This is a genomic window from Roseateles sp., from assembly GCF_965262435.1.
Taxonomy (GTDB): Bacteria; Pseudomonadota; Gammaproteobacteria; order Burkholderiales; family Burkholderiaceae_C; genus Paucibacter_A.
Genome location: NZ_OZ253537.1, coordinates 4,882,518 through 4,898,321, shown reverse-complemented (window position 1 = coordinate 4,898,321; position 15,804 = coordinate 4,882,518). Strand labels below are relative to the sequence as shown.

Annotated in this window: 12 protein-coding genes; 8 read left to right on the top strand and 4 right to left on the bottom strand. The window is 67.2% G+C overall.

From position 1 onward, the window contains the following. The first annotated feature begins 107 nt into the window (after positions 1-107). Positions 108-2,960: an XrtA/PEP-CTERM system TPR-repeat protein PrsT gene (prsT, locus tag ACQY39_RS21035; protein WP_428509558.1), complete on the top strand. Its 2,853-nt coding sequence runs from the start codon at positions 108-110 to the stop codon at positions 2,958-2,960. 6 nt (positions 2,961-2,966) lie between these two features. Here the strand turns inward: prsT and ACQY39_RS21030 are convergent, their stop codons facing one another. Both ACQY39_RS21030 and ACQY39_RS21025 read right to left on the bottom strand, forming a co-directional pair. Further along, on the bottom strand, positions 2,967-4,208 hold the full coding sequence (locus ACQY39_RS21030; protein WP_428509556.1) for a lipase family alpha/beta hydrolase: 1,242 nt from the start codon (positions 4,206-4,208) through the stop codon (positions 2,967-2,969). 76 nt (positions 4,209-4,284) lie between these two features. Next, complete coding sequence (locus ACQY39_RS21025) at positions 4,285-5,307, bottom strand: DUF3667 domain-containing protein (protein ID WP_428509554.1); 1,023 nt, start codon at positions 5,305-5,307, stop codon at positions 4,285-4,287. A 250-nt stretch (positions 5,308-5,557) separates the two neighbouring features. Between ACQY39_RS21025 and ACQY39_RS21020 the strand changes: the two genes are divergently transcribed. From ACQY39_RS21020 to ACQY39_RS21000, 5 genes are all read left to right on the top strand, one after another. Further along, entirely contained in the window at positions 5,558-7,654 is a 2,097-nt protein-coding gene (locus tag ACQY39_RS21020) for a 3-hydroxyacyl-CoA dehydrogenase NAD-binding domain-containing protein (protein ID WP_428509552.1), read from the top strand. Between the two features lie 77 nt (positions 7,655-7,731). Further along, complete coding sequence (locus ACQY39_RS21015; protein WP_428509550.1) at positions 7,732-8,907, top strand: acetyl-CoA C-acyltransferase; 1,176 nt, start codon at positions 7,732-7,734, stop codon at positions 8,905-8,907. Continuing rightward, on the top strand, positions 8,907-10,718 hold the full coding sequence (locus ACQY39_RS21010) for an acyl-CoA dehydrogenase (RefSeq protein WP_428509548.1): 1,812 nt from the start codon (positions 8,907-8,909) through the stop codon (positions 10,716-10,718). Before ACQY39_RS21015 ends, ACQY39_RS21010 begins: the two co-directional genes overlap by 1 nt. 20 nt (positions 10,719-10,738) lie before the next feature. After that, entirely contained in the window at positions 10,739-10,978 is a 240-nt protein-coding gene (locus tag ACQY39_RS21005) for a hypothetical protein (protein ID WP_428509546.1), read from the top strand. Between the two features lie 91 nt (positions 10,979-11,069). After that, positions 11,070-11,519 carry a PaaI family thioesterase gene (locus ACQY39_RS21000; RefSeq protein ID WP_428509544.1) on the top strand — a complete coding sequence of 150 codons (450 nt, stop codon included), beginning with the start codon at positions 11,070-11,072 and terminating at the stop codon, positions 11,517-11,519. Here the strand turns inward: ACQY39_RS21000 and ACQY39_RS20995 are convergent, their stop codons facing one another. Continuing rightward, on the bottom strand, positions 11,520-12,413 hold the full coding sequence (locus ACQY39_RS20995; protein WP_428509542.1) for a hypothetical protein: 894 nt from the start codon (positions 12,411-12,413) through the stop codon (positions 11,520-11,522). Beyond that, a complete protein-coding gene (locus ACQY39_RS20990) occupies positions 12,410-13,963 on the bottom strand; it encodes a methyl-accepting chemotaxis protein (protein ID WP_428509540.1) in 1,554 nt (517 codons plus the stop codon). Before ACQY39_RS20990 ends, ACQY39_RS20995 begins: the two co-directional genes overlap by 4 nt. Before the next feature lie 255 nt (positions 13,964-14,218). On the opposite strand from ACQY39_RS20990, the gene ACQY39_RS20985 reads away from it, so the two are divergent. Together ACQY39_RS20985 and ACQY39_RS20980 are read left to right on the top strand one after the other, a co-directional pair. After that, entirely contained in the window at positions 14,219-15,235 is a 1,017-nt protein-coding gene (locus ACQY39_RS20985; RefSeq protein ID WP_428509538.1) for an NADP-dependent oxidoreductase, read from the top strand. Next, on the top strand, positions 15,235-15,738 hold the full coding sequence (locus ACQY39_RS20980) for a GNAT family N-acetyltransferase (RefSeq protein WP_428509536.1): 504 nt from the start codon (positions 15,235-15,237) through the stop codon (positions 15,736-15,738). The genes ACQY39_RS20985 and ACQY39_RS20980 overlap by 1 nt, the downstream gene beginning before the upstream one ends. Positions 15,739-15,804 lie beyond the last annotated feature (66 nt).

Below are 15,804 nucleotides of genomic sequence, written 5' to 3'. Positions count from 1 at the left end.
TAGCCAGCCAGCCCCGCCCCTATACTTTGCCGGCCATTCCTTGGCCCCAGCCGCCCTGTCAGCGGCGGTGCCGGTTTCTTCAGCCTCAGACCCATCGCGCCTATCCCATGTCCACTCCCAAGCTGATTGCCACCAGTGTTCTGACCGCCTGCCTTTTGGCGGCCTGTGGCGGAGAGAGTTATGACAGCCTGATGGCCTCAGCCCGGGGCTCCATCGGCAAGGGTGACCACAAGACCGCCATCATCCAGCTGAAGAATGCCCTGCAGAAGTCGCCTGAGGCGGCCGAGGCGCGCTTCCTGCTGGGCCAAGCCTTTCTGGCCGCCGGTGACAGCCGTTCGGCCGAGGTGGAGCTGGGCAAGGCTTTGGCCCTCAAGGCATCGGCCGACCAGGTGATTCCGGTCTTGGCACGGGCCATGATTGCCAATGACTCGTACAAGGCCTTGATCGAGCAGCATGGCAGCACTCGCCCCGGCGACGCCAAGGCGCGCGCCGACCTGCTGACCTCACTGGCGATTGCCTATGAATCCACCGGCGCCCAGGACAAGGCCAGTGCGGCGATCGCCGAGGCCCTCCAGGCCCAGCCCGATTTCCCGGCCACCCAGATCCTCCAGGTGCGCATGAAGGCCCGAGACGGCGACTTCACGGGCGCTCTGCAAATGCTGGACGCGCTGCTGCAGCGTGAGCCCAAGCTGGCCGAGGGCTGGCGCCTCAAGGGCGACATCCTGATGGTGACGCGCCGGGTCGAGGCCGCGCAATCCCAGGCCGCAGCCGCCAGCGCGGGCAAGCCGCTCGACAAAGCCGAGGACAGCAAGGCGGCCGAGGCCGGTGGCCAGGCCGCTGTGGCGGCCTACCGCCAGGCTCTGGCTATGCAACCCGGGGATGTGGCCGCACACACCGGCCTGCTCAACCACTGGCTGGACAGCGGTGACCTGCCGGCCGCGGCCGAACAGCTGGCCGCGCTCAAGAAGGTGCTGGCCGGCCATCCGCAAACCCTGTATTTCGAGGCCTTGCTGACCTTCCGTCAGCGCGAGTTTTCCAAGGCGCGCGAGCTCAGCCAGCAACTGCTCAAGATGGCGCCCGAAAATCCTCTGGCCTTGCAGCTGGGCGGCGCGATCGAGTTCGAGCTCAAGGGCTATGTGCAGGCCGAGGAGTATCTCGGCAAGGCGCTCAAGATTTCCCCCAATCTGGGCCTGGCCCGGCGCATGCTGACCCAGGTCTATCTCTTGACCGGTCGGCCGGCCAAGGCCGTGGCGGCGCTGCAGCCCCTGCTGCAAGGCGCGTCGCCCATCGATGCCCAGCTCTACTCGCTGGCCGGTGAGGCCTACCGCCAGAATGGCGACGACAAGAAGGCGGCCGGCTATTTCGCCCAGGCGGCCAAGCTCAACCCGGCCGACACACGCAGCCGCACCCAACTGGCTTTGGGGCGTGGCGCCAGCGCCTCGCCAGAAGACGTGCTGGCGGAGCTCAAGAGCATTTCTGACTCTGACCCTAGCACGGTGGCTGATGTGGCCTTGATCCGCGCCCATCTGCAGCGCCGTGATCTGGACAAGGCGCTGGCCGCCATCGCGGTGCTGGAGCGCAAGCAGCCGGACAAACCCATGGCGCACAATCTGCGCGGCCTGGTGTTCCTGGCCCGGCGCGACGAGGCCGGTGCCCGCAAGAGCCTGGAGCAGGCCCTCAAGATCGACCCCAAGTTCTATCCTGCCGCCGCTTTGCTGGCTTCGCTGGACATCAACGACAAGCAGCCGGCGGCCGCCAAGCAGCGCTTCGAGACCCTGCTGGTGGCCGACCCGGACAACGTCAACGCGCAGCTGGCACTGGCCGAGCTGGCCGAGCAACGCGGCGTGCCCAAGGCCGAGATCGAGGCCATGATCAACAAGGCCATCGCCAGCAAGCCCAGTGCCGCGGCGCCGCGTGTGGCCTTGATCGATTTCCAGCTCAAGGAACGCAATCTCAAGGCTGCGCTGAGCGCCGCCGAGCAAGGCATTGCCGCCATGCCGGAAAGTGCCGACTTGATGGAGGCTCAAGGGCGGGCCCGCACCGTGGCTGGTGAGTACCAACAGGCCTTGGAATCCTTCAACGCGCTGTCCCGCGCCATGCCGCGTTCGCCGCTGCCGTCACTGCGCCTGGCCGAGGTCTATGCCGCGCTCAAGAAGTACCCGACAGCGATCAGCAATTTGAAGCACGCGCTGGAGCTGTCGCCCGACAACCTGGTGGTGCAGCGCCGGCTCGGTGAACTGCAATTGGCCAATGGCGAGCCCAAGGAAGCGCTGGCCACGGCGGCCCTGATCCAAAAGCGCGCGCCGGCCTCGCCGCTGGGCTACAGCCTCGAAGGTGATGTGCAGGCCAACCAAAAGGCCTGGCCGGCGGCCGCCGCCGCCATGCGCCGCAGCCTGGAGAAAGCGCCCGATCCGGCGGTGGCGAGCAAGCTGCACCTGGCCCTGAGCCTGGGCGGCGCCAAGGCCGAGGCCGACAAACATGCGCAGGACTGGCTCAAGGCCCACCCGAACGACGCCGAGTTCCTCTTCTACCTCGGCGGCGTCGAGCTGAACCAGGGCCAGCTGGCCGCGGCGGAAGGTCGCTTTGCGGCGGTGCAGAAGCTGCAGCCCGAGAACCCGGCCGTGCTCAATAACCTGGCCTGGCTGGCCATGAAGCTGAACAAACCGGGCGGCCTGGCGCTGGCCGAGAAGGCTGTGCAGATCGCGCCCAAGCAGCCTGCCTTCCTGGACACCTTGTCCTCGGTGCTGGAGGCCGACAACAAGCTGCCGCGCGCCATCGAGGTGCAGGTGCAAGCATTGGAGTTGCAGCCGCAGAACCACGATCTGCGCATGCGCCTGGCCAAGCTCTACCTCAAGGCCGGCGACAAACGCCTGGCCGCGGTCGAGTTGAACCGCCTGGCCACCAGTGGCAAACAGTACGGCAACCAGGCCGAAGTGCAGCAGCTGCTGCGCGGCCTCTGACGCGCTTTATTCCGCTTTTGCGGGCGAAGGCGCCAACCAGTCCAGCAGCTGCTGGCTGACCGCCGGGCTGCTGAGCAGCTGCAGATGACCGCAGCGGTACTGGATGCTGCGGGCCTCGGGCGCGAAGTCCAGGCGCAGCGCCGGATCTTCGTGTTCGCCGAGGGCGCTGCGCAGCGGCACCAAGCCGTCGCCCAGCAGCCGGTCGGCCATGGGGCTGCGCTTGGCAGCCGTGGTGCCCGCCACCGTGTAGCAGGCGATGCTGGCCGGCAGGGGCAGGGGTTGATGCGGCACATGCCCAGGGGCAAAGCGGTCGCGGCCCTGCCAGTCGGCGTCTTGCACCAAGCCGTGGCGCAGGTCGGTGATGCCGGCGCTGCGCAGCTGGCCCAGGCGGGCCAGCGGGGCGCTGTGCCGGTTGCTGCCCAGCAGCAGGTCCACCCAATGCCCGGCCCGCTCCAGCGGCGCGCCCTGGTGCGGTGAGCCCAGGAAAACCAGGCTGTGCAGGCGCTTGGGCCAGCCCAGACGGGCCGCTTGCGCCAGCTGTATCGCGCTGCGTGCGACCAGGCCGCCCATGCTGTGGCCGACGATGGTGATGCGCTTCACCGGCACCGGCCAGGCGTCTACGGTTTGCTGCAGCAGCTGCGCCAGGTCCCGGCCGTTCTCCGAGATATGGCGGCCCGAGTTGTAGCGCAGATAAAGCCGGTTGGCGCCAAGGGCACGGGCCAGGATCTCGCCGTGGTCATGGGCTTGGCCGGCTTTGTTCTCGCTGCGCCATTGGAGATCGTTCATGCACAGGCCGTGGATCAGCAGCAAGAGGTGGCCCGTGGCTTGCTGGCTGCCGGCGTCGGGCTGCTGCACGCTCATGGTCAAGGCCAGGGGGTTGCCGCTGTCGGCCAGATGGTCGCCCATCACGCCGTTGAGCACGGCCAGCAGGGCCAGGCGCTGGGGCGAGGGTTCGGATGTGGCCTTGGATTCATCCGCCGGCCAGGCTGCCAGCAACTGGTCGACACCCTGACCCAGCAAGCGGGTGCTGCCGCGGATGCCGCGGTAGACCAGGCCGGTCAGGCCGGCGCTGCGGGTCTTTTCCTCTTCGCGCCGGCCTTGCATCCCCAGCCGTGACCAGACGGCCTGGTGCATGCCTTCGACGATGTCGGTCACGCCCAGCGTGCCCTGGGTGGCCAGTTGGGCCAGGCCGCGCAGCTCGCTGGCGCTCAAGAGATGGGTGGCCTTGCGGCGGGGGCTTGTGGACATGGCTGGGGCGGGCGGATGACAAGAGATCACGCCGCGCCCGCGCATTGTGGGCGGCCCGCCCAAACCGTGCCTAGTCTCAGCTCACCAGAGTGGCCAGGAAAAGCAGGGCCACGGTCAAGGTCGTCACGAAGAGGTTGAGCAGGGCCAGCACCGAGGCGCGCAGCAGGGTGCTCCACCAGCGGGTGCGGTAGACCCGCTGGATGGCGATCAGGGGGTAGACCATGGTGGCCAACCAGGCACTGCCTTGCAGGCCGCCCAGCGGCACCAGCATCAGCATCAGCATGGCAAACCAGAAGGCATGCAGATGCAGGGCGAAGACCAGGTGCTCGGTGTAGCGCAGGCGCTTGTCCATGAAGATCAGCTTCAGCCACAGCGCAAAAGCGGGCAGCAGCAGGAACATGGTGACGCCGAGATTGTTGAGGCTGCGCAGGATGACGCCGAAGATCTCCTGCTTGAGGTGCTCCCGGCCATGTGCCAGGCGCTTTTCCAAGCGCTTGCACATGGATTCGGGCAAACGCTCGCAGAAGAACTTCTTGTCCTTGACACCAAAGCGTCTGCCAGCCAAGCCGACGTAGAAGTTCTGATCTTCGTCCGGCTCCAGTTCCACCACCGAGGGGCGTGCTTTGGCGCTCGGCGCAGACGGCCGTGCAGACCCAGACGCTGGTGCAGAAGCAGCGGCTGCCGTCTCCGCGGCTTCGCGCGCGTCGCTTTCGGCTTGCGCCTCCAGTTGCGGCGCGGTCACGAGACGCAGGGCCAGCAGGGCCAACACGCTGATGGTCAGGTACAGGCGCAGCGGCAGCACATAGCGACGGCGCCGGCCGGCGAAGTACTCCAGCGTCAGTTGTCCGGGCAGCAGGAAAAGGCGCCAGAGCGTGCGCCAGAGCGCGCCTTCCATGGAGATGTAGGCGCCGCCCAGCTGCTGGCCGAACTCGCCCAGCGTCGGCGCGCGCAGGCGCGACTCCTGCCCGCATTCTCCGCAGTAGTTCGGCCGCGGCTCGGCGAAGCGGCTGCCACAGTTGGGGCAGAGCGCTGGATCGCTGGGGATGTCGGGGTGCAGGGCCGCGGAGAGAAACCGAGGGGGACGCAGTGAAAGACGCATAGGTTTGGATTCTGGAAGGCCGCGCATATTAGGCGTAAGCCGGCCGACTCGGGCTAACCCTGATCCGGATGCGACAACCCTCCCGGGTGCATCTGCCTAGAATCGAACGATCGTTCTTTTTTGGTGAACAGGTGAACGGGTGAACAAGTGAATCGCGAAATACAGACCCTGTCCACGAATCGCCGCTCCTTCACCCGTTCACTTGTTCACCCGTTCACCCACAGGCCATCCACCGTTCACTAAGCACGCCATGTCCACCCTCTACGAAGTCCGCGGCAGCACCGCTGTCATCACCCTGAACAATCCGCCGGTCAACGGTCTGGGCCTGGCGACACGTCAGGCCATCGTCGCCGCCATCGAGCGGGCCGAGGTCGACCTGGCCGTCACGGCCGTGGTGATGACCGGTGCCGGCGCGGCCTTCTCGGGCGGGGCCGACATCAAGGAGTTCGGCAGCCCCAAGGCCATGAGCGAGCCCAATCTGCCCAGCGTGGTGGCCTTGGTCGAAGCCTGCAGCAAGCCGGTGGTGGCGGCCGTGCACAGCGTCTGCATGGGCGGTGGTCTGGAGCTGGCCCTGAGCTGCCACTACCGCGTGGTGGCCGCCGGCACCAAGGTCGCCTTGCCTGAGGTGAAACTGGGCCTGCTGCCCGGCGCCGGCGGCACGCAGCGCCTGCCGCGCGCCCTCGGTGTGGAGGCGGCGCTGAACCTGATCGTCAGCGGCGAGATCGTGGCGGCCGAACTGCTGGCCCAGGTGCCCGGGCAAAAGCTGTTCGACCGGGTGGTGGCCGGCGAGGTGCTGGAGGCGGCCCTGGCGTTTGCAGCCGAAGTCGCCGCGCAGCGCCCGCTGCCGCGCGTGCGCGATCTGCCGGCCACACATGCCAACCCTGAGGCCTTCTTCCAGTTCGCCCGAAACATGGTGGCCGCGCAGAGCCGCAATTTCCCCGCGCCGCTGCGCTGCCTGGAGGCGGTGGCCGCGGCCGTGAACCTGCCTTTCGAGCAAGGCCTGCGCGCCGAGCGCGAGGGCTTTGCGGCCCTGATGATCACGCCCGAGTCCAAGGCGCTGCGCCATGCCTTTGTGGCCGAGCGGGCCGCGTCCAAGATCGCCGATCTGCCGCCCGGCACGCCGCTGCGCGAGATCCGCCAGGTGGCGGTGATTGGCGCCGGCACCATGGGCAGCGGCATCGCCATGAATTTCCTCAATGCCGGCCTGCCCGTCGTGCTGCTGGAAAGCCAGGCCGAGGCGCTGGAGCGCGGCCTGGCCCGCATCCGTGGCGTTTACGAGGCGCAGCTGAGCAAGGGCAAGCTCAAGCAGGACAAGCTGGACGCGCGCCTGGCACTGCTGCGCGGCAGCTTGAGCTATGCCGACATCGCCGAGGCCGACTTGGTGATCGAGGCGGTGTTCGAGGATCTGGCCGTCAAGCGCCAGGTCTTCGAGCAGATCGACGCGGCGGCCAAGCCCTGTGCCATCCTGGCCTCCAACACCTCGACCCTGGACATCAACACCATCGCCGGATTCACCCGCCGCCCGCAGGATGTGCTGGGCCTGCATTTCTTCAGCCCGGCCCAGGTGATGAAGCTGCTGGAGGTGGTGCGCGGCGCGGCCACTGGCCACGATGTGCTGGCCACCGCCATGGCCCTGGCCAAGAAGATCCGCAAGACGGCGGTGGTGGCCGGTGTCTGCGACGGCTTCATCGGCAACCGCATGATCGAGCAGTACGCGCGCCAGGCCGGTTTTCTGCTGGACGAGGGCTGCTCGCCCGAGCAGGTGGACCGCGCGGCCGAGGCCTTTGGCTTCGCCATGGGCCCCTTCCGCATGAACGACCTGGCCGGCAACGACATCAGCTGGGCCATCCGCAAGCGCCGCGCGATCGAGCGGCCCGAGCTGCGTTACTCGCAAAGCGCCGACCGCCTGTGCGAGCGCGGCCGCTTCGGCCAGAAGACTCAGGCAGGCTGGTACGACTATCGGCCCGGCCGGCGCGAGGCCCTGCCTTCGCCCGAGGTGGCGGCCCTGCTGGCCGAGCACCGCGCGGCCCTGGGCCTGCAGCCGCGCCAGATCCGCGATGAGGAGATCGTCGAGCGCCTGGTGCTGGCCCTGGTCAACGAAGGCGCCCGCTTGCTGGAGGAGGGCATCGCCCAGCGCGCCTCGGACATCGACATGGTCTACCTCAGCGGCTACGGCTTCCCGCTCTGGCGCGGCGGCCCCATGTGCTATGCCGACAGTCTGGGCCTCTTCAATGTGCTGCAGGCCATGAAGCGTCTGGCACGCAACCCGCGGGACGATGCGGCCTTCTGGGAGCCCGCAGCCCTGCTGCAGCGCCTGGTGGCCGAGGGCAAGAGCTTCAACGGCTGAGCGCCTCACCTGACTCGACCACTGCCTTGACCGTCGCCTCGACCCCCACACCTCAAGAATCCCGGAGCTGAATCGCCATGAGCCACGCCCTGATTGTGTCCACCGCCCGCACCCCCCTGGCCAAGAGCTGGAAGGGCGCTTTCAACATCACTCACGGCGCCACCCTGGGCGGCCATGTGGTGCAGGCCGCGGTGGCCCGCGCCGGCCTCGCGCCCGAGCGGGTCGAGGATGTGCTGATGGGTTGCGCCTTCCCCGAGGGCACGACCGGCGGCAATATCGCCCGCCAAATCGCCTTGCGCGCCGGCCTGCCGGTCAGCGTCAGCGGCATGACGGTCAACCGCTTTTGCTCCAGCGGCCTGCAAAGCATCGCCCTGGCGGCCCAGCGCATCATGGCCGGCGAGGGTGAGGTGTTTGTCGCCGGCGGGGTGGAGAGCATCTCCTGCGTGCAAAACGAGATGAACCGCCACATGGCCCAGGAGCCCTGGCTGCAACAGCACAAGCCCGAGCTCTACTGGAGCATGCTGCAGACGGCCGAAACCGTGGCCCAGCGTTACGGCATCAGCCGCGAGCGCATGGACCAGTACGGTGCGCAAAGCCAGCAGCGCGCCTGCGCCGCCCAGGCGGCCGGGCACTTTGCCGAGGAAATCGCCCCCATCACCGTGCAGATGGGCGTGGCCGACAAGCTGCGCGGCCTGAGCACGCGTGAAGTGACGGTCAGTCAGGACGAAGGCCTGCGCGAAGGCACCACCTTTGAGGGCATCAAAGACCTGCGCAGCGCGCTGCCCGGCGGCCGGGTCTCGGCCGGCAATGCCAGCCAGTTCTCGGACGGCGCGGGCGCCTGCGTGCTGGTCAGCGAGTCCCTGGCCGCGCGCGAGGGCCTGCAGCCTCTGGGCCGCTTCCTCGGCTTTGCTGTGGCCGGCTGTGAGCCCGATGAGATGGGCATTGGCCCGGTCTTCGCCGTGCCCAAGGTCTTGCAGCGCCTGGGCCTGACGGTGGACGACATCGACCTCTGGGAGCTGAACGAAGCCTTTGCCGTGCAGGTGCTGTACTGCGCCGATCGGCTGGGCATCCCGCAGGAGCGGCTCAATGTCAACGGCGGCGCGATTGCCCTGGGCCACCCCTACGGCGTCTCGGGCCAGCGAATGACCGGCCATGCCTTGCTGGAAGGCCGGCGCCGCGGCGCCAAGCGCATCTGCGTGACCATGTGCATCGGCGGCGGCATGGGCGCAGCCGGCGTCTTCGAGGTGCTGTGATGGCTTTGCGCGCCACCCTGGACTTTCTGCTGCGCGACTGGCTGCAGGTCCAGTCGCTGAGCGAGCGGCCGCGCTTTGCCGAGCATTCGCTGGAGGGCTATGCCGCCGTGCTGGACAGCTGCGAGCGCATCGCCGCCGAGCAGTTCGCACCGGCCAACCGTGCCTGCGATGCCGAGGAGCCACGCTTCGACGGCGAGCGCGTGATCCTGCCGGCCTCCACCCAGCAGGCGCTGGACGCCTACATCGCCTCCGGCATGCTGGCCGCCTCGCAGGACGAGGCCCAGGGCGGCCTGCAGCTGCCCTGCGTGATCGAGACCGCCGCCAATGCCTTTTTCCAGAAGGCCAGCGTGGGCATCAGCGGCTATGCCTTGCTGACTGTGGGCAATGCCAATCTGCTGCTGGCCCATGGCAGCGAGCGCCAGCGCGCCGTGTTTGCACAGCCGCAGCTGCAGGGGCGTTGGTTCGGCACCATGTGCTTGAGCGAGCCGCAGGCCGGCTCCTCCCTGTCCGACATCCAGACCCGGGCCGTGTCCGATGGCGAGGGCTTTGAACTGGACCCCCTGGGCCCGCGCTACCGCCTGCGCGGCCACAAGATGTGGATCTCGGCCGGCGAGCATGAGCTGAGCGAGAACATCGTCCACCTGGTGCTGGCCAAGATCCCCGATGCCCAAGGCCGCCTGGTGCCGGGCGCGCGCGGCATTTCGCTCTTCATCGTGCCCAAGCATGGCGTCGATGCCGAAGGCCGCCTGAACGGCCAACGCAACGAGGTGGCCCTGGCCGGCCTCAACCACAAGCTGGGTTTCCGCGGCACCAGCAACTGCCTGCTGAACTTTGGCGAGGGCGGGGCGGGGGCCATCGGCTATCTGGTCGGCCAGCCCGGCGAGGGCCTGCGCTGCATGTTCCACATGATGAACGAGGCGCGCATCGGCGTGGGCCTGGCCGCGACCATGCTGGGCTATGCCGGTTTTGAAGCCAGCCTGGCCTATGCCCGCCAGCGGCCGCAGGGCCGCAGCCTGGGAATGGGCGTTAAAGACGCGGCGCAGCCGCAGCAGCTGATCATCGAGCATGCCGACGTCAAGCGCATGCTGCTGGCGCAGAAGAGCTATGTCGAGGGCGCGCTGGCGCTGGAGCTGTTCTGCGCGCGCCTGGTCGATGAGCAAAAGACAGGGGCGCCAGAAGCGGCGGCCGAGGCGGCGCAGCTGCTCGAGGTCTTGATCCCCATCGCCAAGAGCTGGCCCAGCGAATGGTGCCTGGAGGCCAACAGCCTGGCCATCCAGGTGCTGGGCGGCGCCGGCTACACGCGCGATTTTCCGGTCGAGCAATATTGGCGCGACAACCGCCTGAACATGATCCACGAGGGCACGCATGGCATCCACGGCCTGGACCTGCTGGGACGCAAGGTGGTGCTGAACGGCGGCCAGGCCTTGCGCGTGCTGGCCGCGCGCATCAACCGCACGGTCGAGGCCGCCCTGCAGCGGCCGGCCCTGGCGGCCCAGGCCAATCAGCTGGCGGCCGCCCTGGCCCAGCTGGGCCGGGCCAGCAAGGCCGCCTGGGCCACGGGCGAGCCCGAGGTGGCCCTGGCCAATGCCACACCGTATCTGCAGGCTTTTGGCCACGGGGTGCTGGCCTGGTTGTGGCTGGATGTCACACTGGCACTGGACGATGCGGCGGTGAGCTCGGACTTCGCACAAGGCAAGCGCGCCGCCGCCGCGTATTTCTATCGTTATGAGCTGCCCAAGATCAGCGCCTGGCTGGCCGTGGTCGAGAGCCGCGAGCCGCTGTGCCGCGAGATGCAGGATGGGTGGTTCTGAGCCGGGGAGGGCTCGCCCAGATGGAGGAGCAAGAACACCCATCGGGACGCCCGCCGCCGCGCTGGCTGGGTCATGTCGAGGCATTGATCTGGGTCTTGATCTACGGCGGCCTGCTGGCCGTCATCCTGGGGGTGTTTTTGATGAAGCAGGGCCTGAGCGATGCCGAGCTGCTGGGCTGGATCTTGCTGATCAAAGGCGGAGTGGCGGTCGTGATCGGCGTGCTGATGATCTGGATCCGTTCGCGCTGGGGTAAGAAGTGAAGGGGTGAACGGGTGAACGGGTGAACGGGTGAAAATGCTGGGGCCCATTCACTGGTTCACCTGTTCACCCGTTCACTCATCCTCCACTGCCATGCCTCTCCATTTCCCCGTCCACATCCCCTTCGTCGAACAGCTGGGCCTGGAGCTGCACAGCATGGCCGATGGCCAGGCTGAGCTGCGGGTCGATTTGTCCGAGAGCCACCTGAACAGCTGGGAGGTGGCCCATGGTGGCGTGCTCATGACCATGCTGGATGTGGCCATGGCCCATGCGGCGCGCAGCATCCATATGAAAGCTGAGGGCATGGGCCCGGGCGTGGTGACGGTGGAGATGAAGACCTCCTTCATGCGCCCCGGCGAAGGCGAGCTGCGTGCCCTGGGCAAGCTGCTGCACCGCTCCACCACCATGGCTTTTTGCGAGGGCTCCATCCTCGGCGAGGACGGCCAGCTGGTGGCCCATGCCACCGCCACTTTCAAGTACTTGCGTGCCTTGCCGACTCGCGGCCGCGCGCTCAAACCTTTGCAGCGGCGCGGTAGCGAGTGATCAGGACTTGCGCCACAGCTGTGCATCCACGGGCGGCAAGCCCTCGGGCAGGGAATGCTCAATCTCGATGATGGTGCGTGAATCCAGTCGGGCGCGGCGGGCGATGGCCTGGAAGTACTGAAGGAAGAGCTGGTCGAAGCTGCCGTCGGCTTGGATGCGTTCCAAGCCTTTCTCAAAGCGCTGGCGCAGCGCCAGCTTGTCGGCGCGGAACATGTAGTAGACCGGGAAGGGGTAATACAGGGCGATGCGCGGCTCGACCATCAATTGATTGAGCTCGGGGTGGGCCTCCAGTTCCGCCCAGGCCTCATGCAGGCCGCGGTGAAAGTAGTGGAAGCGGCCACTTTGCAACATCGGCAGCAAAGCGCTGCCCTGCGCCACCCCGACGACCGGCAGGCCGTTGCGCTCGAACATGCCGAAGTCGGCCCATTGCCGCCCGAACCCTCCGGTCAGGCGGCGCAGATCGGCCAGGCTGTTCACCTGCTCGAACAGGGCGCGGTCTTTCTTGTGAATCAGCAGCAGCCGGTAGCCCAACATGCCTTTGTGCAGGTCGATCTTGATGCTGCTGAATTCCCGGAGCAGTTCCTTGCTGGGCGGCAGGTAGACCAGGTCGACCTGGCCCTGGCGCAGGAGGCCCAGGCAGCGCTCTTGCGTGGGATCGGGGCCGTCAGCGTAGGCGCGCAGCTGTGAGCGTTCCCCGGGCCGCTCGGTGCGCTCCAGGATCAGGCGCGTCAAGGCCATGCGGTAGGCATAGCGCTGCGGGTCGGCCTGGCAGATGCGCAGCTCGGCCGCCTCGGCAGGGTGGGGCAGCAGCAGAAGGCCGGCCCAGCACAGCCGGCCAGCCAGGGCTGTGACGCCACGCAGCCACAGCCCTGCGCGAAAGATCAGAGCGTTCAACGCAGCTTGAACACCGCCACGGCCTGGACCAGCTGCGAGGCCTGCACGCGCAAGCTCTCGGCGGCCGCCGCGCTCTGCTCGACCAGGGCGGCATTCTGCTGGGTCACCCTGTCCATCTGCGTGATCGCCTCGCCGACCTGGGCGATGCCCGAGCTCTGCTCGCTGCTGGCGGCACTGATTTCGCCGACGATGTCGCTGACGCGCTTGATGGCGCCGACGATCTCGGTCATGGTGGTGCCGGCGCGGTCCACCAGCATCGTGCCTTGCTCGACGCGCTCGACGCTGGCGCTGATCAGTGACTTGATCTCCTTGGCCGCATCGGCGCTGCGCTGGGCAAGGTTGCGCACCTCGCTGGCCACCACGGCGAAGCCGCGGCCTTGTTCACCGGCCCGGGCGGCTTCCACGGCTGCATTGAGCGCCAGGATATTGGTCTGGAAGGCAATGCCGTCGATGACGCTGATGATGTCGGAGATCTTCTTCGAGCTGTCGTTGATGCCGCGCATGGTTTCGACCACTTCGCCCACCACATCGCCGCCGCGGGTAGCGATTTGTGAAGCGCCCAGGGCCAGCTGATTGGCCTGTTTGGCGTTGTCGGCGTTGTTGCGCACGGTCGAGCCCAGTTCGTCCATGGTGGCGGCGGTCTCTTCCAGGGCGCTGGCCTGTTCCTCGGTGCGCTGGCTGAGGTCGGCATTGCCCTGGGCAATCTCACCCGCGCCAGTGGCGACGCTCTCGGAGTTGTCGCGCACATTGGCGACGATCTCCAGCAAGCGGCTGCGCATGGCTTCCAGCGCTTGTAGCAGCTGCGAGGTTTCGTCGCGGCCCTCGTTGCGCAGGTCCACGGTCATATCGCCTTCGCTCATGCGCTGTGCGCCCTCCATGGCCCGAGCCAGGGGCGCGGTGACATGGCGGCTGATGCCCAAGCCGAGGCCGATGCCGGCCATCACGCCCAGCACGATCAGTGCGATCGTGGTGTTGCGGCTGCTGTGGTAAAGCTCATCATTGGCGTGGGACAGAGCCTTGGCTTCCTCTTCCTTGAGCCGGGTCAGGCCGGTCAGGGTCTGGTCGACCAGCACGCCTTGCGGGGTCATGTCGGACTTGATGAATTTGATCGCATCGTTGGAGCCCGACAGTTCGGTCACGCCAATGCGCTTGATCATTTCCTGGGCGACCTGCTGGTCCTTTTCCCAGTGGCTGCGCAGTGAGGCCAGCTCGGCTTTGCCCTTGTCGCTGGCATAGAGCTTGCCGGCCTGCTCGATCAAGTCATTGCACTGCTTGCGCGATTCATTCATCAGACCGAGGGCGCGCTCGCGTTCGGCCGCGTCGGTGGCCAGGATGGCGTCGCGCACGGCCACCACGGCCTGCAGGCGCCGCACATTGGCTTCCTTGGTCAGTGACAGGCCGAGCAGCTCTTGCTCATAGAGCATGGTGTCGGCGTCGTTGATGCGATTCATATTGATGATCGCGACCGTGCCAATCACGGCGCCGATCAGGGCCACCGCCGTGAAGGCGCCCACCAGCTTGGTGGAAATTTTGTAGTCAGACAGCTGCATAGGGTCTCCAACGTGAATGTGTCGAAATCCGGCCCTCTGGGTGGCCTGCTTCACTCCCACGGGTCTGTCGCTTGCCCCGCGGCCCGTGCGGGCGTGGCGAGGCCGGGTCCGTGCAAACGGTGACCTTTCGGGTATCGGCCGCGGCACGACCCGCTTGAGGGAAGTTTGCTTCCCAGCCCTTTTTGTCAGCTGTTTTGCACCGGGTGGTCGCGGCCATGGTGGAATCCGGACCCAGTCAGTACAAGGAGTCCTCCCATGAGTTTCAACCGTCAAATCGTTTTGGCTTCACGTCCCCAGGGTGAGGCGAGCTTGGATAACTTCCGTCTGGTCGAACAAGCCCTGCCCGAGCTGGCCGAAGGCCAGGTGCTGGTGCGCAACCATTTCCTGAGCCTGGACCCCTATATGCGCGGCCGCATGAACGACAGCAAGAGCTACGCCGCACCTCAAGCCCTGGACGCCGTCATGCTGGGCGGCACCGCCGGCGAGGTGCTCGCCTCACGCAACCCGGCCTTCCAGGTCGGTGATTCGGTGGTGGGCATGGGCGGTTGGCAAGAGCATTTCGTGGTCGACGCCAGCCAGCGCGGCGTGCTCAACAAGGTGGACACCCGCCACATCCCGCTGTCGGCCTATCTGGGCGCGGTCGGCATGCCCGGCGTGACCGCCTGGTACGGCCTGACCCAGATCATTCGCCCCAAGGCCGGCGAGACCGTGGTGGTCAGCGCGGCCAGCGGCGCCGTGGGCTCGGTGGTGGGCCAACTGGCCAAGGCGCGCGGTGCGCGGGCGATTGGCCTGGCCGGCGGGGCGGAGAAATGCCGCTACGTCGTCGAGGAACTGGGATTCGATGCCTGCATCGACTACAAGCAGCACCCCGATTTGACCTCGCTCTCGCAGGCGCTCAAGGCTGCTTGCCCAGACGGCATCGACGGCCACTTTGAAAACGTCGGCGGCCTCATCCTCGACGCCGTGCTGCTGCGCGCCAATGCCTTCAGCCGCGTGGCCATGTGCGGCATGATTTCCGGCTACAACGGCGAGCCCATCCCCCTGCAGTACCCGCAGCTCATCCTGACCAACCGCATGAAGGTCGAGGGTTTCATCGTCAGCGAGCACATGGAACTGTGGCCCGAGGCGCTCAAGGAGCTCGGCGGCCTGGTCGCTAGCGGCGGGCTCAAGTTCCGCGAGTCCGTTGCGCAGGGCCTGGATGCGGCGCCCGAGGCCTTCCTTGGCCTGCTCAAGGGCCGCAATTTCGGCAAGCAGCTGGTGAAGCTGGTCTGATGGCGGGCCCTATCGATTTGCGCTTGCGCTGGCGCTGCGTTCCTTTCGAGGGCTTGAGCGTCCACGAGCTCTACGCCGCCCTGGCCCTGCGCGCCCAGGTCTTTGTGCTGGAACAGAACTGTGTCTACCTCGATCTGGACGGCCATGACCCGGCGGTTTTGCATCTGCTGGGTCAGGACGACGACAGCGGCGAGTTGCTGGCCTACGCCCGCCTGGTGCCGCCCGGCACCAAGGGCCCGGGCCAGACTCAGCCCATGATTGGCCGGGTGGTCACCTCGCCGGCCGCACGCGGCCGGGGCGCGGGCCGAGCGCTGATGGAGCAGGCCCTGCGCGCCTGCGCCGAGCACTGGCCGGGCCAGGCGGTGGAGATCCAAGCGCAGAGCTATTTGCGCGCGTTCTATGTCAGCCTGGGTTTTGTCGCCACGTCGGAGCCCTATCTGGACGACGACATCGAACACATCGATATGCGGCGCGAATTCAAGGCCGAATTCACGGTGGATTGAGGGAAAACCCGAGGGTTGAGGCGCGCAATCTGGCACACTCCCGGCCCAGCTTCGATTTCGCCTCAT